Raw genomic sequence first — 20,496 nt, 5'->3', positions numbered from 1 at the left:
ATCGCCGGTTCATCCTGTTCAACTATCCATCCAGAGGTCCTATGTCGCTGATCGATCACCAACGTCGCAAGCTCCTGCAACTGATGGGAGCAGCGGGGGCTGTCGGCCTGTCGCTCGGCAGCCCGCTTGCCATGGCTGCGTCCGAATCCCTCGCCGCCACCACGTTTCCCGGTGCGTGGGAAGAGTCGCAACGCAAGATCCTGTTGCCCGCGTTTCGCAAGGCTGCGGGCGTGAGCGCCGTGCTCACCGCATCGCAAGCGGTCGACACACTGACAAAGCTGGTGGCCGCGCGCAATAACCCGCCGTTCGACGTGGTCATGATGGACGAGGGCCCCTACCTGCAGGGCATCACGCAAGGCGTGTTCGAACCCATTCCGGCAGCCCGGGTGCCGAACCTGGCGAATCTGCCCGCGCACTTCATCGACCCGAAGGGTCTGGGCGCCTATGTGTCCGCGCAGGTCTATGGGATAGCGTACAACACGGAGCGCGTGAAGACCACGCCGAAATCCTGGAATGATCTGCTCAAGCCGGAATTCAAGGGCCGCGTCGGCCTCGTGAGTCTCGACTCCACCTTGGGCACGGTATGGATGGTGGCGCTCGCCAAGATGCTGGGCGGCGACGAAGATCACATGGACCCGGCGTTCGATTACATCAAGCGGCTGATGCCGAACGTCGGCGCGGTTGCCGCCAATCCGGGCGCACTCGGCACGCTGTTCCAGCAAGGTCAGATGGATATTGCCTGCCACTACATCAACAACGTGGAATCGCTGAAGGCCAAGGGCGTGCCGGTGGCGCTCGCGCGCCCCGAAAGCAACTGGGGCATGGTGCGCAGCACGATGAATATCGTGAAGAACACCCAGGCGGCGGATCTCGCCGCAGCGTATATCAATACCGCGTTGAGCGTCGAAGTGCAGCAGCAGATGACGAGCGCGCCCTACTACGTCGCGCCGACCAACACGAGGGTGCCGTTCGGTGCAGCGCTCGCCGCTGTCGCTCATAACGCCAGTGACATGACGTCGTTCGTGCAGGTCGACTGGGCACGCATCAATCCGCGCCGCGCTGAATATATCGACCGTTTCAACCGTCTGGTCAAGGTCTGACGCATCATGAACGCGAATCACCGGATGCCGCGCGACTGGCTGCTCGTGCTGCCACTGGGCCTGTTCTTCATCGCGTTTGTGGGCGTGCCGCTCTTGCTCGTCGCGCTGATCAGCCTGCACAACGACACAGCCATGACGCATTTCGGCATTCGCCAATACATGGTTTTCTTTGGCGACGGATATAACCGCGGCATCCTCTGGCAAACGCTCTGGCTTGGCGTGGCGACCACGCTGGTGACGATCGTGCTCGGCTATCCGGTTGCGCATCTGTACGTGGTGAGCCCGCCGCGCTGGCGGCGTGTGCTGATCGTGCTGATCCTGCTGCCGCTTCTGACCAGTTCGGTGGTGCGCACGTTTGCGTGGGTCGTGATTCTCGGCAATGAAGGGCTGGTCAACGCGCTGCTGGTGGCGCTCGGGCACACGGGCCAACCGGTCAAGCTCCTGTACACACCGCTGGCGGTGATCCTCTCGCTTGCGCAGATCGAATTGCCGTTGATGGTGTTGCCGCTCGTCACCACGCTCAGTTCGCTCGACACGCGCTTGCCCGAGGCGTCGCATGCGCTGGGCGCCAGCAGCTGGCGCACCTGGTGGAAGATCACAGTGCCGCTTGCGATGCCGGGTTTGCTCAGCGGAACCTTGCTGGTGTTTACCGGCGCGGTCAGCGCGTTCGTGGTTCAAACCCTGGTGGGCGGCGGCCAGCTGATGTACATGCCGTTCTACATCTACGAACAGGCCATCCAGACGCAGAATTATCCGTTTGCGGCGACGCTTGCCGTGATTCTGCTCGTGAGCGTGCTGCTCGTGGTGACCTTGCTCAACTATTTCGGCCGCAAGACCAGAGGGTTTGTCCATGGCTAAATCCACGCTTGCCGCGCCGGGCGTCATGCCGGCGCGCCGCATCCAGCCTGGTCGCCAGTCGTTCAATGCAGTGATGGGCTTGATGGGCGGCATCGGGTTGTTGATGCTGATCGGGCCCACGCTGATTGTACTGGTGACATCGCTCACGTCGGGCTACTCGTTGAAGTTTCCGCCGCCGGGACTGTCATTGCGCTGGTATCAGGCGCTGATCTTCGATTCGCCGGAGATCATCGACGACCTGCTGTTGAGCTTGAAGCTCGCTGCCGCTGCGACCGCCTGCGCGACCGTGCTGGCGGTCGCCGCCGCGGTGACGCTCGCGCGCCGCCGCACGTTCGCTGCGCGACTACTCGATTCGTTTTTCATGGCGCCGCTGACCATTCCGTCGCTGGCGCTGGGGTTGGGTATCCTGATTCTGTTCAACCTCGAAAGCGCGGGGCTCTCGTTCTACAGTCTGCTCGCCGGACATATCGCGCTGTGCGCACCGTATGTGCTGTACACGACGTCGGCCAGTTATGCGCAGCTCGATCCTGCGCTGCTCGATAGCTCGACATGCCTCGGCGCGGGCGGCTGGTTCACGTTCCGCCGCGTCGTACTGCCGGCGCTGGTACCGGGCATTGCGTCGGGGGCGTTCATTGCGTTCATGAATTCGTTCGATAACGTCGCGCTGTCACTGTTCCTGTCGGACGCGCGATCCGAAGTGCTGCCCATCCACCTGTGGCATATCATCGAGGACAGCCTCGACGTCCGTGCGGCTGCGGCCTCAGGCGTGCTGATTATCGCCACCTTGATTTCCATGCTGCTGATGGAGCGGCTCGCTGGCTTGTCGCGGCAGTTTCGCTAGCCGCCGCAGTCCACCCTTCCTTCGATCTGGTAGAACCCGTGCGCAAGATACTTTCCAACGTCAAGGCATTACAGGGCACCGAACAGCGTTATGAGCCGCGACGCGTCGACGTCGTGATCGAAGGCGAGCGCATCGCCGCTATCGTGCCGGGCGGCAGCGCGACCGACGGCGAACGCATACCGCTTGACGACTGCCTGCTGGTGCCGGGGCTCATCAACGGCCATCAACATTCGCACGAGCATTTTCACAAGGGACGGCTCGAAAACCTGCCGCTCGAGTTGTGGATGCACTACGTGCGCGCGCCGCGCCCCGTGAAGCTGACGCCGCGCCAGGTCTATCTGCGAACGTTAATTGGCGCGCTCGAATCGCTGCGCAGCGGCACAACCACGCTCGTCGACGACGTGAGCCTCGGTCAGGCCATTGACCCCGCCGCTGTCGACGCTATCTTCCAGGCCTACGAGGACTCGGGAATTCGCGCGCTCGTGGGGTTCTCGATGATGGATCGCGCGATCGTCGATAACTTCCCGGAGGTCGACAGCATTTTCCCGCCCGCGCTGCTTGCGCAACTACGTGCGCAGCCGCGGCCCTCTCCCGATGCGTTCTTCGCGCTGCTGGAAAGCGAGTTGGCGCGCCGCCATCCCCAGCATGATCGGGTGGGCATGCTGATTGCCCCTTCCGCACCGCAACGCTGCACGCCAGAATTTCTCAGGCGTTGCCGCGAATTCGCCGACACGCATGATCTGCCGGTCATCATCCACGTTCAGGAAACCCGCTTGCAGGTGGTAACGGCGCAAGCCTTCTACGGCAAGTCCATGGTGATGCGCCTTGCCGAACTGGAATTTCTGCGGCCAGGCACGTCGCTGATCCACGCGGTCTGGTTGGCGGATGCGGAGATCGCGTGTCTGGCTCAATCGGGTGCGAGCGTGCAACACAATCCATGGAGCAATCTGATGCTCGGCTCAGGCATTCAACCGGTGCGAGCGCTGCTCGATGCGGGCGTCAACGTGAGTCTCGGCTCCGACGGCTGCGCATCGACGGTCACCGCCAATATGCTCAACGTGCTTGGCAGCGCCGCAGCAGTGTCGAAGATACGCGGCGACGATTATTCGCGCTGGTTGTCCGCAGCTGAAGCGCTGCGTGCGGGGACAATTGGCGGCGCGACAGCGCTCGGACTAGGCAGCCAGCTCGGTGCAATCGAGCCGGGTTATCGCGCCGACCTGGTCGCTTACCGGACTGACACGATCAGCTTCACGCCGTTAACCGATCCGGTGCGGCAACTGGTGTATGCCGAGCGCGGCGCCGCTATCGACAGCGTGTTTGTTGCGGGCGAGGCAGTCATGCGGAACGGACGACTCACGCGCGTCGATGAAGGCGCGCTGCTGCGGGAGATCAACGCCGCTTATCAGGCATTGGGCGCGGAGTTCGACCTCGCGGATGAATCCGTCGCGCCGCTGCGCGCGGAGATGGAGAAGGTCTACGCGCGCGCCCAGGCACTGCAGGCCGAATGGCAACCTCATACAGCGAAACTGGCCGGTTGACGACGACGGACTCCTGCACTAGGCAATCCAGATGCCAGCTGGTGCCGGGCTTGCGACGCGCAGCTTTGCGGGGCCGCATACGTTGACGTACACATTGCGAATTTCGTCCGCCTACAATCGTTCGATGTTATTCGGAGGGCCCGACGGCACACGTGATGTTTGATAAGCCAACACTGAACACTAACGAACGCCCCGCCTATCTCGCGTTGGCCGACGAACTGATTCGCTACGATACGACGAGCAGCCGCTCGAATCTCGGCCTGATCGAAGCGATCCGGGACCGCCTTCGAGCCCATCAGATAGAAACGCTGCTGGTCTATGACAGGGCCAGGCAAAAAGCAAATCTGTTCGCGACACTGCCGGCCTTTAACGGGGAGACGAATGGCGGCGTCGTGCTGTCCGGGCACACCGATGTCGTTCCCGTAACCGGCCAGAACTGGTCAAGTGATCCCTTCGATCCGACCATCCGCGGCGATCGGCTCTACGGCCGCGGCTCGTGCGACATGAAAGGTTTTATCGCAGTGACGCTCGGCCTGTTGCCCGACATCCAGAAGCGCCGGCTACGCGAGCCTGTTCACTTCGCCTTCTCTTTCGACGAGGAGGTCGGCTGTCTCGGTGCGCCCCTGCTTCTGACTGAACTCGCGGAACGCGGCATCCGGCCGGCAGGCTGCATCGTCGGCGAACCGACCAGCATGCGGCCCGTCGTCGCTCACAAGGGCAACAACGCCTACCGATGCTGCGTGAAGGGCGTGGCCGCCCATTCGTCACGCACGCCGAGCGGCGTCAACGCGATCGAATACGCCGCGCGCCTGATCTGCCGAATCCGCGATACGGCCGATACCCTGCGCCGCAACGGCCCGTTCGATCGCGCATTCGACGTACCGTTTTCGACGGCGCAAACCGGCTTGATCAAGGGCGGCGTCGCAATCAACACGATTCCCGAAGATTGCGAGTTCTTCTTCGAATACCGCAATCTGCCCTCCGAAGATCCGGAACGATTCTTTGAACAGATCGCCCGCTATGCCCGCGAGGAACTCGAACCACAGATGCGCGAAGTCTCCGATGCCGCAGCGATCTCATTTGAAAAGGTCGGCACGACGTTGTCGCTCGACAGCGCTGAGCAAGCCGCCATCACGCGACTCGTGCGCACGCTGTGCAATGACTTTGAAACACGCAAGGTGACTTACGGCACCGAAGCCGGCCTGTTCTCGCAAGCGGGAATCCCCACGGTGATTTGTGGCCCGGGCAGCATCGACGATGCGCACAAGGCCGACGAATCCGTCGAACTCTCGCAGCTGGCCGAATGCGACCAGTTTCTGCGGCGCGTACTCGACACGCTCACGGCACCCTGAATCGCATCGGCATCACAGGCCGTGAACGAGGATAGCCTCCAGGTCGTCGTTCTCTTCCTCCGGTCCATGCAGCCGCAAGGTCGCTTCGATATGATCGAGATGTTCGTCCATGAGCTTTTGCGCCAGCTTGACGTTGCCCGCTTCCACTGCGTCGATCAGACGCGCGTGTTCGTCGTGCAGGCACGCCTGCGCAGTAGGCGCGTTGTAGAGCAGGATCGTCAGGCACGTGAGCATCTGCAAGCCACGCATGGTCCGCTCGATGAAGCGGTTACCCGACACCTGCGCGAGCATCACGTGGAATTCACCTGATAGCCGCACCGTGGCACGCCGGTCATCACGCTTACGAGCCTCGTCTTCCTGTGCCACATGCGCGCGCAAACGCGCCAGGTCCTTCTTCGTGGCGCAACGGCACACCTTTTCGATGATCGGCAATTCGATCTGACGTCGCGCCTCGAACAACTCGCGCGCTTCTTCGACCGTCGGGCTCGCAACGAAAGCGCCGCGATTCGGCACGATGGTCACAACAAGCTCGTGCGACAGTTGCTGCAACACCGCGCGCACCGTGGTGCGGCTCACGCTAAAAATAGCGGCGAGCCGATCCTCGGCGAGCTTCGTGCCAGGCTGCAGCCGATGCTCCGAAATCGCATTCATCAAGCGCTCGTAAATCACGTGGCGATGAGCTCCGTCAAAGGAGCCAGCCACTTCAGTGTCGGCTGTCTTTGCCCTCTTCTTATCAGTCGGCATGAAAGGGTCCTGGTAGTAAGTTGGATCACGATGAGGGCAACGCGCGCGGTTGACTGCGCCGACTGCACACCTCAGTCACAGTGCGAATTATCGCCCATATTGCACACAAGTTATACGGCGAATTGTATTTTCATAACGAAAACAAATCGTCTGCGAAAGCGAATTTGCTTCCCTATAGCGCACCGGAAAGGGGTCCACAACGCGATGCCCATTGAGCGTGCTTAGCGCGACATGACGGTGCAAAATTGCCCTTTAGGCAACATCGCGGTGCATTTTCAGAAGGCTCGTCGGTGCATTATTGTGTACAAACAACCATAATTTTATAAAACAATATGTCCATCATCCTGTAAACAAAGAGATCCATCAAAGTGCACACAACTCGATGCCCGCTGGCACGGTCTTCGCTAAAACGTGGCCAAGCCCTCGCATCCGGCAGCCCATCTGCCGACGCGATTCCCGACGCCCCCGTGAACCCGTCATGCAAAAACTGCTCCTCGCGCACGGCAGTGCGCTTTCTAATCTCGCGTTGTTCGTAGCGGTCGATGCCGGCCTGTTCGAGCGCCATGGCCTGCAGGTCGAAGCACCGCCGCTGGCCCAGTTCGGTTCCACCGCCGCCTTGCTGAGAAGCGGCGAGGCTGACCTTGGCACCACAGGCTTTACACAGCCGCTGGTCGATCATGCCCGGCCCGATCCGCTGCGAATTGTCGGCGGCAGTGGCAAGCTCGGTATGGCGCTTATGGGTCTGCCAGGCCTTTCGATGAGCGATCTGCGTGGCCAGCGCGTGGGGACTTTCGCCGACGATCCAATGGAAGTCCTGTTGCACGATGCGCTGCGGGTACGCGGGATGGCCCCCGTGCAGATCGAACGCGTGCTGTACCCATCGCTCGCCAAGGCGGTCGACGATCTGACCAGCGGCCGCCTCGCGGCGCTGACGTTGATCGAACCGTGGATTTCCCGCCTTCGGATGCGCGGCTTCGAGGTACTTTGCGACGGCTTGCAGGCATGGGGCGGCGACTATCCCGACACATTGCTCGTCGCCCGCAAGAGCTTTCTTGACGCACATCCTGAGATCATCCGCGCGGCCTTGCGCGCGATGCTCGATGCGCAGGAAGCGATCACGAACAATCCCCGCGAAGCCCTGCGCGCCAGCGCGCACCGCTACCCCGAATTCACGTTCGATGAACTGCTGGCCGGCATCGCTGCGCAGCCGCCAATCATCGATATTCGCCCGCTTCGCGAGTGCATTCTCGCGCGTGCCCAGTCGCTGGAAGCACTCGGACGAATGCAGGTTTCTGGCTCGATCGGAGAGATCTTCAGCTTCGACCTGCTGGCACAAACGCTTGCGCAGTCGCCTGCGGAAACTTTCATATCCCCATCTGCCGTTCAACCTCTCTAAGGACCACGCGATGTTCAGGAAATTTGTTCAGCAAGACCCGGATGGTTACCCATTGACCGAACTCGGCAGCACGCGACGCGAATTTCTGATGCGCGGCGCGTGCCTGGCCGGCGCCGCGGCGTTGGGTGGTGCTTATCTTCCACAGGCTATGGCGGCCGGCCGGCTGACCCTCAAGGCGACGCACGGCACGGGTCTGTGCAATTGCCCATTCTTTCTCGTCAAGGAACGCAATCTCGCGCAGGGCGTCACGCTCGACTTCGTGACGACGCCGTCGAACGCCGACATCGCCGCGCTGTTCGGCGCGGGCGTGGTGGATGTGTCCGTCGTTCCGTACACCAACTTCATGACACTCTACGATGCCGGCGCACCAATCAAGATCGTCGCAGGTTCGGGCGCGCAGGGTTGCGTAATCGTCGCGCAGCCGGGCATCACGTCGGCGGCGCAACTGCGTGGCAAAACCATCGGCACATTCCAGGCAGATACGCTCGAAATGTTGCCCTACGACTACCTGAAGAAAGCCGGAATGAGCTTCGCCGACGTCAAGGTGCGCTACTTCGGCACGTCGCCGGAACTCGCGCAGGCTTTTATCGCCGGGAACGTCGATGCGATGTGCCACATCGAGCCTTACGCAACGCAGGCATTGAAAGCGAGGCCGGGCTCTGTGCAACTCTCGAACGGCGTTGACGTCTACGGCGCGAACTACAGCGACTGCGTTCTCGCCGTGCGCAGCAAGCTGCTACACGAAAACCGCGATGCGGTGAAGGCGCTGATCAAGGCAATGATGGTCGCCCAGCATCAGGAAGAGCTGGACCGTGCCTCGGCTGTCAAGGACACCGTCGGGAAGTACTTCAAGACGAGCTATGACGCCACACTCGATGCGGCCTCGAAACAGCCGGCAATGATCGATCAGCGAAGCAACCAGAATTTCATCCTGCAGCGCGCGCAGAACCTCAAGGATCTCCGTTACATCAAGCGGCTGCCCGGCCCCGAAATGTTCGACTGGGGGCCGCTCAATGAGGTGATTAAGGAAAACAGCGATCTCTATGGCCAGCTCAAGCTGAAATCCGCATGAAAGCCGATCCGACGACCCTCTTCGCGCACCGGCGGGTGGTGCGCCCGGCAGCAAGTGGCCGGCCACGCTCCGACCTTGTCCGGCGACTCGTGCCACTTGGTTGGGGCGTCGCCTCGCTGGCGTGCTTCATTGCCGCATGGGAACTGGCGTGGGCCGCAGGTTGGGCAGATCCGCTTCTGTTGCCGCCGCCGCATATCTTCCTGCGCAACTTCGCATCGCAAGCACAGTACTTCATTCCGACTGATGTAATTGGCGAGACTTCGAACGCAACAGCGCTGAAGTCGCTCGCCATGACCATCGTCGCAACGACGTTACGGGTGTTAAGCGGCCTGGTGCTGGGTTTCGGCTGCAGCGTGGCGATGGGCGTCGCGATCCGCTACTTCCGCCTGTTCGGCAACCTCACCCTGCCGACTATCACGCTGCTGGCTCCCATTTCGCCGATCGCGTGGCTGCCGGTTGCGATCTTCCTGTTCGGAATCGGTAATGCACCCGCTGTATTCATGGTGTTCATCTCGCTTTTTTTCGTCATGACCGTCTCGACGATCAGTCAGATCGACAACGTCAGCCGCACCCATCTCAACGTCGCCGCTGTGATGGGCGCGACGCGCGCGCAGACTTTCCGCCATGTGATTCTGCCGGCCATCCTGCCATCGCTCTTCATGGTGCTGCGCATGAACCTGTTCGGCGCATGGATGGTGGTGCTGGTGGCGGAAGCGACTGGCGTCGGCAGCGGGCTCGGCCAGGTCGTCATGCTCGCGCGCAATACCTTCAACTCAAGCCTGTCGTTCTTCACGATGACGCTGATCGGCATCACTGGCTTTGCCTTCGACGTTGCGTTGCGGATCGTCCAGCGCAAGGTGCTGTTCTGGGTTCCGAATAACGGCCTGGGGAAATGATATGAGCCAGAATGAATCAGCTTCCGTACAACCGCCGCTCGTCACCTGCAAGGGCGTCGGCAAGACATGGCAGACAGACGGAGCACCGTTCGTTGCCTTGCGTGACATCGATCTGAATATCGCTCGCCGCGAATTCGTCGTGTTCCTCGGCCCAAGCGGGTGCGGCAAGAGCACCCTCCTCTATCTGATCTCAGGACTGGAACAGGTATCCAGCGGCCGCATCGTGTGCGGTGGCGCGGAGGTGCGCGAACCGGGCACGGACCGCGGACTCGTCTTCCAGGACGCCTCACTCTTTCCGTGGCTAAGCGTGGGAGAAAACATCACCTTCGGCCTGAAAATGCAGCACATGCCCAAGGAAAACCGGCGGCGTGTCGCAGAGGAAATTCTCGAGCGCGTCGGCTTGTCCGAAGCCATCGACAAACGGCCCGACCAGCTCTCGGGCGGCATGCGCCAGCGAGTAGCAGTGGGGCGTGCACTCGCGCTGAAACCCGAGATACTGCTACTCGACGAGCCGTTCGCCGCGCTGGACGTGCAAACGCGTGCGAAGATGCAGGATTTCCTGACCCAGGTCTGGCAGCAAAGCAACGTGTCGATGGTGTTCGTCACTCACCACATCGACGAAGCCATTGCGCTCGCCGACCGTATCGTCGTGTTTACGGCACGCCCCGGGCGCATCAAGACCATCATTCCGGTCGATCTGCCTCGTCCGCGGGACACGCGCAGCCGCGCGTTCCACGATCTCAGCGTCCACTTGACCGACCTGATGCGCGATGAAGTCGATCGCGCCTTCGCCGAGCAGGAGCGGGTCCGATGAATTTGTCGGTAGCCCTCAGCACACTTCGCGTCGCTGCACTGCAATTGCCTCCCTGCACGACCGACCTCGCCAACAACGAGGCCGCAGCATTTGCCGCCGTGCGCGCCGCCGCCGCTGAAGGCGCCCAGTTGATCGTCTTGCCCGAACTCTCCATGGTGCCGTACTTCGCAAGCGCGCCGGGCGGGCAATATCGTGACTGGGCGGAGCCCGCCGACGGTCCCCTCGCCGCACGCTGCTCCACGCTGGCCAAGGAGTGTGGCGTCACCCTGTTCGTACCGTTCTACGAAGTCGATCCCGCGACTGGCCGGTACCACAACGCCGTGCTCGGCTTCGACGCCAACGGCAAGCCGCTGCGCGCCGGCCCGGTTGCGCGCAAGCTTCACCTGCCAGTCGGCGACGACCCGCCGCCCGGCTACGACGAGGCCGCGCACTTCACGCCTGGCGACGCACTCCACGTGGTGCAGGTAGGCTCGTGGCGCATCGGCGTTCTGGTCTGCTACGACCGCCGCTTTCCAGAATGCTGGCGCGCGCTGCGTGCGGCCGGTGCGGATCTCGTCCTCGTGCCCGTCGCGGGCACCGGGGGCGACGATATGGATTTCTTCGTCGGCGAACTGCGCACCCACGCACGGGAAAATGGGCTGGCGGTTGTTTGCGCCAACAAGATTGGAGACGAATTCCTCGATGGCGCGCGCATCGACAACTATGGCGAGTCGTGTGTGATCGCTGCCGGCGGCGCGGTGCTCGCGCACCGACGCGGCAACGAAGGGCCCGGCATCGTCAGCGCGACGCTCGCGCATGCAGACATCGCGGCGACCCGCGAAAAGCTGACCTACTTCGACCACCGGCGTGTCGATCTATATGACACGCCATCGTTCTGAACCATTCCTCTATTCAGGTGAAAGCAACCATGTCCGAAACATTGATTGTCGCTGGGTGGATCGTGAAGGGCGTTACCAACCGGCACACCGCCGACATCATCCGCCACGGTGCGCTGTATCAACGCGACGGCGTGATTGTCGAGATCGGCGATGCGCAACAGCTGATCGCAAAGTATCCGAACGTGCCGCGTCTCGGCTCGCCCGATACGGTGTTGCTGCCTGGCTTCGTCAACAGTCACCATCACGTCGGCCTGACGCCGCTGCAACATGGCTCTCCGGACCACGCGCTGGAACTGTGGTTTGCAAGCCGGATGGGTGCACGCGAGATCGATCTTTACCTCGATACCCTGTACTCCGCCTTCGAAATGATCGCGTCCGGCATTACGACTGTGCAGCACATCCACGGTTGGCGACCGGGTCCGTTGTCGTCGATACATGAAGCCGCTTCAGGCGTTCTCAAAGCGTATCAGGACATCGGCATGCGCGCGTCGTACAGCTTCGCCGTGCGCGAGCAGAATCTGCTCGTCTACGAAGCCGACGAAGACTTCGTTAAACGTCTGCCGGCGGACATCGGAGCGAAGCTCGCTGCGCATCTGAAAGCGCAGCAGGTCCCTCTGGCCGACCATCTGCAGTTGTTCGACATGCTAGTGCAGGACAACGAAGGCCAATCGCTGACTCGGATTCAGCTTGCGCCTGCTAACCTGCACTGGTGTAGCGATGACACACTGCTTGCCATCAAGGAACGCGCCGACAAAGCCGGCGTACCGATGCATATGCATTTGCTCGAAACCGCCTATCAGAAGGAATACGCGCGCCGCCGAACGGGCAAGACGGCCGTCGCGCACCTGAACGATCTCGGTCTGCTCGGTCCGTCGCTAACCCTTGGCCATGGCGTGTGGCTGACGGACGCAGACATCGAAATGGTCGCCCATACCGGCACCTGCATCTGCCACAACTGCAGTTCGAATCTACGCTTGCGCAGTGGCGTGGCACCCCTGAACGCGTTTTCGAAATACGGTGTGACGGTCGGCATGGGACTCGACGAAGCCGGTATCAACGAAGACCGCGACATGTTGCAGGAGATGCGCCTCGCATTGCGCGTACACCGCACGCCGGGAATGGACGATGACGTGCCGACTTGCCCGCAGATATTGAAAATGGCCACTGAGGACGGCGCTCGAACCACCCCATTCGGCGCACAAATCGGGTGTCTGGAAAACGGACGTCTGGCCGATCTGGTGCTGATGAACTGGAGGACCGCCACGTATCCGTATCAGGACGACAACATTCCTATGCTGGATGCACTCATGCAGCGCGCCAAGACGAATGCCGTCGATACCGTGATGATCGAGGGCGAGGTTGTGTATCACGAAGGCCGCTTCACCCGCGTGGATCGCGATGCGATTCTGCGCGAGATCGAACAGATACTGGCGAAACCACGCGCCTCGCAGGATCAGGCCAAGCGTGAATTGGGCTCAGCGGTGTTTCCTTACGTGAAGGCGTTCTACAGCGAATATTTTGCGCTGACGCCCAAGCGCGAGCCCTTCTATGCTCCCTCGTCACGAACTTGATCAGAAGACTCACGCCCCCGAAGTTCTGACTTCAGACTATATGCGCGACGAGCGGTCGTTCGAGCGATATTTCGCCGCGCCGGAGACCAAAGTGCTGCATCCGCTCCCGCACGCGTCAGGCGACGTCGATCCGGTCACCATTTCCTTCTACGACGAAGAAGGCATCAAGTCCGGCAACCTCGGTGAACGGCCTGCCGGACTGCTGCGCCAGGCTTGAGCAGATCTGATAGCGCAGGTTGCAGAGGCGATCCTGCTGGGCATGACCGAAATCGCCGTTGTAGTGGAGCACTTCGGACCGCTGGATGCGACGTTGATCGATTCGAAAGTGGGATAGGCGCCATATTGGTGGTGGGCGGCGTTTGCCTCGCTGCGGCGGTGGAATTCATGCAAAAGCTTGCACGTAGCACGCCTCCGGCAGCTCCGAGCAGATTCTCATTGCCTCCGGGAGGCACAAACTGCGTGTATCCGTTGGAACTTCGCCGCTCAACCTCCTCGTTGGAGATCGGTCCGGTGATAACGCCAGCATCGGTAAGCAAGAGCCTGCCGCCGGGTACCAACAGTCTCGCCATTTCATCGAAGAACATTTCACGGTTACGAAGATGAACCATGACGTCCACTGAGATGACCGCATCGAATGATGAATCGGCGAACGGAGTCGGCAAGTTCAGATTTCCTGGTCCATGGATGATCGGCAACCTGGTCGAAACCCATGTCCTGGCTGTCAACGATCCTGCTTGCGACGTCGAACGTGCGCAACGGGTGCCGCTGCCGATAATGACTCGAGGCAGAAATTGATGAACGCCTCAACTTTCGCAGCTCGATGGCGCCGGGATGGAAAGAGTGCATACAGCGGAAATCTTTCGTCCGACCAGTCCGGGAAGAGGTCCACGAGCAAGCCATCACGCATTGCTTGCTCGACGCCAATCTCCATCACCTGGGCGATGCCAGCGCCGGCTATACACGCGCCGAGCATGGTTTCCACGTCCGACACGAGGAGGCGGCCCTCTGCGGGTATCTCCGTGACCTTCTTACCCCGATGGAACTCCCACTCAAAGGGCTTGGCCGTGACCGGGTTATAAAACATGATTCGCTCATGTTTGCCCACCTCCTGCGGATTTCCTGGCTTCCCGTGCTCAGCCACATACCATGGAGACGCGACCGTAATGATGCGCGTCTCGAGTAGCTTGCGCGCAATCAATGTTCCCATCGGCGGGGGCCCAAAGCGCACCGCAAGGTCAAATCCATCTGCCACGAGGTCGCCGACGTCGTCGCGCATGATGAGTTCGAGCGAAAGGTCAGGATGGTGTGCCAGAAAATCTGGCAGTCGTGACGCCAGCACCGTCCTTGAAAAGAACGGGTCAACGTTCACACGAAGCTTTCCCTGCACAACATTCGCTGAACCCGATGCCGCCGAAGCCGCCTCTTCGATGCCTGTCAGATGCGGGCCAACCGCGTCAAATAGACGCCTCCCTTCGTCGGTCAGCGTCTGTGAGCGCGTCGTCCGGTCAAGCAGCCGCACGCCTACCCGCTTCTCGAGACGTGAAATAGCACGGCTAACGCCCGATGGCGACAATCCGAGAGCGTCTGCTGCGCGCACGAAACTGCCGCTCTCCGCGACTGCGGCAAGTACGGTGATGCCAGAAAACAAGCGACCATCAAACGTCATGCCCTCTCCAATGCTCGTCTCATTTAGATAGTTTAATCACGAGTGATTTGAGCAGCACATACTTTATTCAACAATCAAAAAATGAGAAATTGTCCTCCTGAACGCTGCGGCGGCCTTCGCTGCAGACCTGAACCGGCTTGGGAATGCATCAATGGAAACTTTGAAGACACAGGGAATTGAACTGCCACGCCTCGGATTTGGCACATACCGTATGCCGGGTGGCGGCTGCCAGCCGGTAGTCGAAAGCGCGCTGGAGCTCGGATATCGACACATCGACACTGCCGAGATGTATCAGAACGAGGAAGCTGTAGGCGCCGCAATTGCCGCGTCGGGTCTCGCACGGAAGCAACTGCATCTGACGACCAAGGTATGGCACGAGAACCTCAAGCCGGAGTCCCTCCGGCGCGCGCTGGACGCCAGCCTCGGAAAGCTCGGTGTCGACTATGTTGACCTGTACATGGTGCATTGGCCGTCGCGTGACATGGACCTCAGCGCCATCATGGAGACAATGCTAGGCTTTCTGCAGAACGGCACAGTCCGCTCAATCGGTGTGTGCAATTTCAACATGACGATGCTGCGAAAAGCTATCGAGGAAATCGGCGCACCCATCGCCTGCCACCAGATTGAATACCACGCGTTTCTAGACCAGTCGAAAATGCTGAGCTACTTGCGCCAGAAAGGCATTCCACTCGTCGCCTATGCCCCGCTTGCACAAGGCAGGGCAGCGAGCGACCCCGTACTTCAGGGAATCGGCGTCAAGCATGGCGTGACCGCTGCCCAGGTTGCTCTTGCGTGGCTTCTGGAACAGGACGGGGTGGCCGTTATTCCTAAGGCTCAACGCCGCGAAAGTCAGAAATCCAATCTCGACGCGCTGGCGGTGAAACTCGACGATGATGACCGGCACGCTATTGCGGTGTTGCCGAAGAACCACCGTTTCGTCACTCCGCCGTTCGCGCCGGAATGGGACGCGTAACCGTTGTCTTCGCACCGCAGGCAGTCCGTCCGCTAGTCATCGCCGCGGCTCTGGTGCGCGATCGAAGTTGATTCATCGACATCCGTTTAACAGAACTTCAGACTCTCGCGTGAACCGCCGTCGATTGCGGCAATCAATTTCAACTCACGCGAAACATTGCCTCGGAAGCAACAACCCTACTACTTCAGAGCGGCGAAACGGAAGGTTGAAATTGAGCAACCCGCCTCCAACTCGGGTTGGGCCCCGACACACGCGTACAAACAACATGAAAACTGGAAGCAAATTCAGGCTGGTCGCAGCAGCACTCCTTCTTGCAAGCGTCGGAACGGCAAACGCCGCCGGTTGCCTTAAGGGCGCTGTCGTCGGTGGTGTGGCCGGTCATTACGCCGGTCATCACGCGGTGGTCGGCGCGGTAGGCGGATGTATTGTCGGTCACCATCTCGCGAAACAGCACGCACAGGAGCAGGCGGCGCAGCGTGCGGCGGCACCGCGAGCAACTGCTCATTCTGCTTTTTAAGGCTGGCTTAATCCCGGTGTCCTGACGCTTGCATTACATCGACGTCATGTTTGGATCTGGATGCCCGGAGTGAGCCACCACTTGTTCCTTGCATCTACGAGACGCGGACGTTCACCGAACACGACAGCGGGCAGGTCACACGTGTCGCAATAGGCCGACGAACTGTCGACAGAAAATTGGTTGTGTGGCTGACTCCGAGGCCGGAAAGCCGTGAATTTATGCGTTTGGCTTTTCGTACCAGACGTAGTGACGAGTGACAACAACGCGATGGTGGCGGTGATTGACGGTCACCATCATGCCCCTGCCGCAAGCGCCCAATCGCGAATGTCAGTCTGATTGCGACAGCGGACAGGCCTCATTGCGGCACTGGAGCCGTAATATTGCCACCAGCCCCTGTCCCTGCTTTATCGTCGTCAACTACGCTTGAGCCATGACCGGATAAGTGTCCCGATTCATGACTTTTTTGTCATTTCCCGTCCATCTTGACGCAAGGATGTCTTTCTATAATTATCTGTCTGCCGTTTCGAAGAGCACTGCCGAGGCGATGCCAAGAGAGTTGCCAGTATCGGCATTTGATTGACTCTGCCTCAGCGCGATACGCTGCGCAGACGCAATTAGCGTCATGTACTATCTGCATTGAATGCACGACTTGCTGTGCGAGAGGGTTTTCATCATGCGTATCCTGATCGTCGAGGACGAACCGAAGATGGCCTCGTACCTTCGCAAAGGCTTAATGGAGGCAAGCTTCATCGTCGATGTATCTAACGATGGCAACGACGGTTTGTTTCTCGCGCTCCATGAAGACTACGATCTCATCGTACTCGACGTCATGCTCCCGGGCCTCGACGGGTTTGAGGTGCTCAAGCGCTTACGCGCGCAAAAACGCACACCTGTGCTCCTCCTGACCGCGCGCGATGCGGTCGAAGACAAGGTCGCCGGACTTGAATCAGGGGCGGACGACTATCTGGCGAAGCCGTTCGTCTACTCCGAATTTCTTGCGCGAATTCGCGCGGTGCTGCGCAGACCCACGCAATCGGTCGACACCGTGCTGCGTGTCGGCGATATGGAAATCGACCTCGTCAGGCGCCGTGTGCGTCGCGGGAACGTACGCATCGACCTGACTGCGCAGGAATTCACGCTTGTGAAACTGCTCGCCGAGAGGCAGGGCGAAGTGGTCACGCGCACAATCGTCACGTCACAGGTCTGGGACATGAACTTTGACAGCGATACGAACGTTGTTGAAGTGGCTGTCAAACGTCTGCGCACAAAGATCGACAACCCATTCGAGAAGAAACTAATCCATACGGTCCGTGGCATGGGCTATGTGATGGAAGAGCGACCATGACTGCCGTGGATGGAGCGTACTCGCTGCTCAGGCGTCTGAGTCTCGCGTTTACCATCGTCGCCATATTGGTGCTCTCGATGGCCGGCGGCCTCCTCTATCATTCGCTCTCCAGCCAACTCAGGCAACGCGACGACAGCGAGATTTCGGTCAAGCTCGACGAGTTTCTGGCGGCCGCTCGCAGATACGGCTCGGCGGAGGCGATTGGCAGCAATAGCGACCTGTTTCGAGAGGAATTGCTCGCGCATCCCGCAATCTCATTCGCCATACTGGATAGTCAAGGAAGGGTATTGGCCGACTCGGGCCGGCGGGACCAGCGCTTGCGGTCGATTGGGTCGGGCAATCCGGCAGAACAACAGCCTTATTCATGCTCTCCCCCGTCCATCGGGCCTTCGCGCTGCGTATTCGGCGACGAAACGCTGCCTTCAGGCGAAGCGATACGCGTGCTGCTCTCACATGAAGCGGCGACGCGCGACTCCGTTCTTCGCGAGTATCAAGGCGATGTATGGCTCGTGCTCCTCGGTGGTTCCGCGCTGATGGGTTTGCTTGGCTACGCCATCGCAAAGCGGGGATTGTCTCCGGTCAAAACCATCGGCCAGCGAATTTCGCGCATCGAAGCCCACAATCTTGGCGAGCGCCTCGATATAGGCGGTGGTCCCGTCGAACTCCATGACATCGCGGGTCCAGTGAACCGGATGCTCGACAGGCTTCAACGTGCATTTGAGCGACTCTCGCAGTTCTCGTCCGATCTGGCGCACGACATGCGCACGCCGCTCGCCAACATGATCAGCGCATCCGAAATCACGCTTTCGCGTCAGCGATCCACCGAGGAATATGAAGCGCTTATCGACTCGAACATCGAAGAATGCCAGCGCCTTCAACGGATGATCGAGACCATGCTGTTCCTCGCGCGAGCGGACCACTCAAAGGAACCGCTTCGGCTGGACGTACTCGATTGCCATGAAGAGTTCGCAAGGCTCACCTCGTACTTTGAAGGAGTGGCCGAAAACAAGGGCGTCCATTTCGGCATCGACGGCGCAATCCAGGTTCGCGCCGATCCGTCGATGCTTCGACGCGCCGTCAGCAACCTCGTATCGAACGCGCTTGCGCATGCCGACGCCGAATCGGAGATCGCGCTGCGTGCCTACCGGTCTGGCGAGTACGTCGCCGTGGAAGTCACGAATAACGGTCAAACCATCCCGCCGGAGCATATCGGCAAGATCTTCGACCGCTTTTATCGTATCAATTCTGCGCGGCAAGGGTCGGCGAAGAACATGGGGCTGGGCCTCGCCATCGTACGATCGATCATGGAGTTGCATCGTGGCCGAGTCGACGTCGTGAGCCGCGCCGGCTTGACGACCTTCACGCTTTACTTTCCTTCCGTTACCGCGTGACACCCTGAGTCGCCGTTCCGCGCAATCACGCGGCATCCTTTTCTCCCAGAGTTCCGTTAGCTGAACCGCGCAAGATGGCGCGCCCGCGTCCGCCTTCCGTCGGCAAGCCAACGGCGCATTCTGCGCGTGCCTTCCCAAGGTGTCCGAAATGACATCTTCCCGCCACCTCGTAATCAGACGCGCAACACGACAATACGCTCTCCAGCACTGAGGGAAGCCGTCGCCATACCTCAGAGTCCTAAGGTCTGTTCAAACATCGAGAGCTATCGTGAACATTCGCTATCGCAAGCGTCTGCAGCTGTCTGTCGGGGGAGCGGGCATCCTCATTCTTTGCGGTGCCCTGCTTTCCCTTCACTCGCGGACTTCCCCCGCGGCTACCGAGTCAGCGCTGCCAGCTACGGCAGTCGATCAGGCTCCGCCGTTGCCCACTACCGTAAACCTCTCACCCGAGGCGCTCGCGAACGTCAAATTGCAGTTCGCGAAAGCGGAGCTTCGGCCCGGTGTGCATACCATTGCCGCTACCGGCATTGTCGCATTCAACGCGAAGCGGCTCGCGCAGCTAGGCTCTCCTTCAAAGGCAAGGGTCGTTGCTATCGATGTCGCCGCGGGTGACCATGTGCGTGCGGGGCAACGGCTCGCCACGCTCGACGAGTTCGACTTGAGCGACGTACGTAGTCAGGTCGCAAGCGCGTCCGCCGCGGTGGCGGACGCGCGGGCTGCAGCCGATGCGGCCAATGCAGCACTGCAGCGCGGCACCGAGCTCGTCACCGGAGGCGGTATCGCGCAGAGCGAGCTCGACCGCCGCCGTGCTGCCGTGGTCAATGCACAGGCCATGCTGAAGTCGCGGCAAGCAGACCTGCAGAAGTGGCAGGGCATGCAGCAGCGCCTGATGCCGATCGGTGCGCCGGCGAATCGAAGCAATGGAACGGCCACGCTGGCCCGACTGAGCCCGGGCGATTCGTTAGGTGCGCTCGTCGCGCCGTTCGACGGTGTCATCAGCAACGTGGGCGCGGCCGCCGGCGACATAGTCGACACGTCGTCGCCGATTGCGACGCTGGCCGATCTTTCGACAATGTGGGTCCAAGCCAACGTCCCTGAGCGCGAGGCCGCAGACGTACGCCCCGGTCAAACGGTGCTTGTCCACATTGATGCGTATGGCAATCGACAGTTCACCGGCCGTGTCATCGATGTCGCCGACCAGGTCGACATCAACACCGGCACCGTAGCGGTCCGCTGCGAGTTGCCTAACGGCGATGGCGCACTTCGCGCAAACATGTTCGGCACGGTCGAGATCCAGTCGCCGCTCGGTCGGGACACGACGCTTGTGCCCGACACGGCGCTCCAGGATGTGAATGGACAGACAGCCGTATTCATTCCTTCCGGCAACGGCCGTTTCACGTGGCGCGCCGTTCGCACCGGCTACGCCGCCGACGGCATGACGCAGATTCTCAGTGGCATGTCGGCCGGCACGTCCGTCGTCGCCGACGGCAGCTACTGGCTGAAGGCTGCGCTCATGAAGGGCTCCATTCCAGACGAAGGCTAAT

Annotated in this window: 20 protein-coding genes; 17 read left to right on the top strand and 3 right to left on the bottom strand. The window is 60.7% G+C overall.

What is annotated here, in order from left to right; all coding sequences use genetic code 11:
* Positions 1–41: 41 nt before the first annotated feature.
* From M0D64_RS28215 to argE, 5 genes are all read left to right on the top strand, one after another.
* On the top strand, positions 42–1,100 hold the full coding sequence (locus M0D64_RS28215; protein WP_266260146.1) for an ABC transporter substrate-binding protein: 1,059 nt from the start codon (positions 42–44) through the stop codon (positions 1,098–1,100).
* Between the two features lie 6 nt (positions 1,101–1,106).
* Positions 1,107–1,958 carry an ABC transporter permease gene (locus tag M0D64_RS28210; protein WP_266260145.1) on the top strand — a complete coding sequence of 284 codons (852 nt, stop codon included), beginning with the start codon at positions 1,107–1,109 and terminating at the stop codon, positions 1,956–1,958.
* On the top strand, positions 1,951–2,799 hold the full coding sequence (locus tag M0D64_RS28205) for an ABC transporter permease (protein WP_266260144.1): 849 nt from the start codon (positions 1,951–1,953) through the stop codon (positions 2,797–2,799). The genes M0D64_RS28210 and M0D64_RS28205 overlap by 8 nt, the downstream gene beginning before the upstream one ends.
* Before the next feature lie 38 nt (positions 2,800–2,837).
* Positions 2,838–4,337, top strand: a complete 1,500-nt coding sequence (locus tag M0D64_RS28200) for an amidohydrolase family protein (RefSeq protein WP_266260143.1) — start codon at positions 2,838–2,840, stop codon at positions 4,335–4,337.
* A 155-nt stretch (positions 4,338–4,492) separates the two neighbouring features.
* Entirely contained in the window at positions 4,493–5,689 is a 1,197-nt protein-coding gene (gene argE, locus M0D64_RS28195; RefSeq protein WP_266260142.1) for an acetylornithine deacetylase, read from the top strand.
* 12 nt (positions 5,690–5,701) lie between these two features.
* Here the strand turns inward: argE and M0D64_RS28190 are convergent, their stop codons facing one another.
* Entirely contained in the window at positions 5,702–6,358 is a 657-nt protein-coding gene (locus M0D64_RS28190) for a GntR family transcriptional regulator (RefSeq protein WP_266239211.1), read from the bottom strand.
* A gap of 553 nt (positions 6,359–6,911) precedes the next feature.
* On the opposite strand from M0D64_RS28190, the gene M0D64_RS28185 reads away from it, so the two are divergent.
* The 7 genes from M0D64_RS28185 to M0D64_RS28155 are packed head-to-tail and all read left to right on the top strand — an operon-like array spanning position 6,912 to position 13,277.
* Positions 6,912–7,829, top strand: a complete 918-nt coding sequence (locus M0D64_RS28185; protein WP_171928555.1) for an ABC transporter substrate-binding protein — start codon at positions 6,912–6,914, stop codon at positions 7,827–7,829.
* A 10-nt stretch (positions 7,830–7,839) separates the two neighbouring features.
* Positions 7,840–8,901: an ABC transporter substrate-binding protein gene (locus tag M0D64_RS28180; protein WP_266260141.1), complete on the top strand. Its 1,062-nt coding sequence runs from the start codon at positions 7,840–7,842 to the stop codon at positions 8,899–8,901.
* A complete protein-coding gene (locus M0D64_RS28175; RefSeq protein ID WP_266260140.1) occupies positions 8,898–9,797 on the top strand; it encodes an ABC transporter permease in 900 nt (299 codons plus the stop codon). The genes M0D64_RS28180 and M0D64_RS28175 overlap by 4 nt, the downstream gene beginning before the upstream one ends.
* A 1-nt stretch (position 9,798) precedes the next feature.
* Positions 9,799–10,611, top strand: a complete 813-nt coding sequence (locus M0D64_RS28170; protein WP_266260139.1) for an ABC transporter ATP-binding protein — start codon at positions 9,799–9,801, stop codon at positions 10,609–10,611.
* Positions 10,608–11,489, top strand: coding sequence for a carbon-nitrogen hydrolase family protein (locus M0D64_RS28165; protein ID WP_266260138.1), 882 nt, complete (start codon positions 10,608–10,610; stop codon positions 11,487–11,489). Before M0D64_RS28170 ends, M0D64_RS28165 begins: the two co-directional genes overlap by 4 nt.
* A 29-nt stretch (positions 11,490–11,518) precedes the next feature.
* Positions 11,519–13,060, top strand: coding sequence for an amidohydrolase family protein (locus M0D64_RS28160; protein WP_266260137.1), 1,542 nt, complete (start codon positions 11,519–11,521; stop codon positions 13,058–13,060).
* Positions 13,038–13,277 carry a hypothetical protein gene (locus tag M0D64_RS28155; RefSeq protein ID WP_266260136.1) on the top strand — a complete coding sequence of 80 codons (240 nt, stop codon included), beginning with the start codon at positions 13,038–13,040 and terminating at the stop codon, positions 13,275–13,277. Before M0D64_RS28160 ends, M0D64_RS28155 begins: the two co-directional genes overlap by 23 nt.
* On the opposite strand, the gene M0D64_RS44930 is transcribed toward M0D64_RS28155, so the two are convergent.
* Positions 13,225–13,722, bottom strand: coding sequence for a class I SAM-dependent methyltransferase (locus M0D64_RS44930; protein WP_367619664.1), 498 nt, complete (start codon positions 13,720–13,722; stop codon positions 13,225–13,227). The two genes, M0D64_RS28155 and M0D64_RS44930, sit on opposite strands and share 53 nt — an antisense overlap.
* 59 nt (positions 13,723–13,781) lie before the next feature.
* The gene (locus M0D64_RS28150; RefSeq protein ID WP_266260134.1) at positions 13,782–14,726 is read right to left on the bottom strand and encodes a LysR family transcriptional regulator; all 945 of its coding nucleotides are present in this window, start codon (positions 14,724–14,726) and stop codon (positions 13,782–13,784) included.
* A 151-nt stretch (positions 14,727–14,877) separates the two neighbouring features.
* Between M0D64_RS28150 and M0D64_RS28145 the strand changes: the two genes are divergently transcribed.
* The 5 genes from M0D64_RS28145 (at position 14,878) to M0D64_RS28125 (ending at position 20,495) form a co-directional block, all read left to right on the top strand.
* Positions 14,878–15,699 (top strand): aldo/keto reductase, encoded by an 822-nt coding sequence (locus M0D64_RS28145; RefSeq protein WP_266260133.1) that lies wholly within the window; start codon positions 14,878–14,880, stop codon positions 15,697–15,699.
* A gap of 265 nt (positions 15,700–15,964) precedes the next feature.
* A complete protein-coding gene (locus tag M0D64_RS28140) occupies positions 15,965–16,216 on the top strand; it encodes a hypothetical protein (protein WP_166618277.1) in 252 nt (83 codons plus the stop codon).
* Positions 16,217–16,889: 673 nt separating this feature from the next.
* On the top strand, positions 16,890–17,561 hold the full coding sequence (locus M0D64_RS28135) for a heavy metal response regulator transcription factor (RefSeq protein WP_154565339.1): 672 nt from the start codon (positions 16,890–16,892) through the stop codon (positions 17,559–17,561).
* Positions 17,558–18,952: a heavy metal sensor histidine kinase gene (locus M0D64_RS28130; RefSeq protein ID WP_171928550.1), complete on the top strand. Its 1,395-nt coding sequence runs from the start codon at positions 17,558–17,560 to the stop codon at positions 18,950–18,952. Before M0D64_RS28135 ends, M0D64_RS28130 begins: the two co-directional genes overlap by 4 nt.
* Positions 18,953–19,373: 421 nt before the next feature.
* The gene (locus tag M0D64_RS28125) at positions 19,374–20,495 is read left to right on the top strand and encodes an efflux RND transporter periplasmic adaptor subunit (protein ID WP_266260131.1); all 1,122 of its coding nucleotides are present in this window, start codon (positions 19,374–19,376) and stop codon (positions 20,493–20,495) included.
* Position 20,496 lies beyond the last annotated feature (1 nt).

This window comes from Paraburkholderia sp. WS6 (assembly GCF_030464835.1).
Taxonomy (GTDB): domain Bacteria; phylum Pseudomonadota; class Gammaproteobacteria; order Burkholderiales; family Burkholderiaceae; genus Paraburkholderia; species Paraburkholderia madseniana.
Note: the sequence above shows the minus strand (reverse complement) of the source record. Positions and strands in the feature narration are given on the sequence as shown.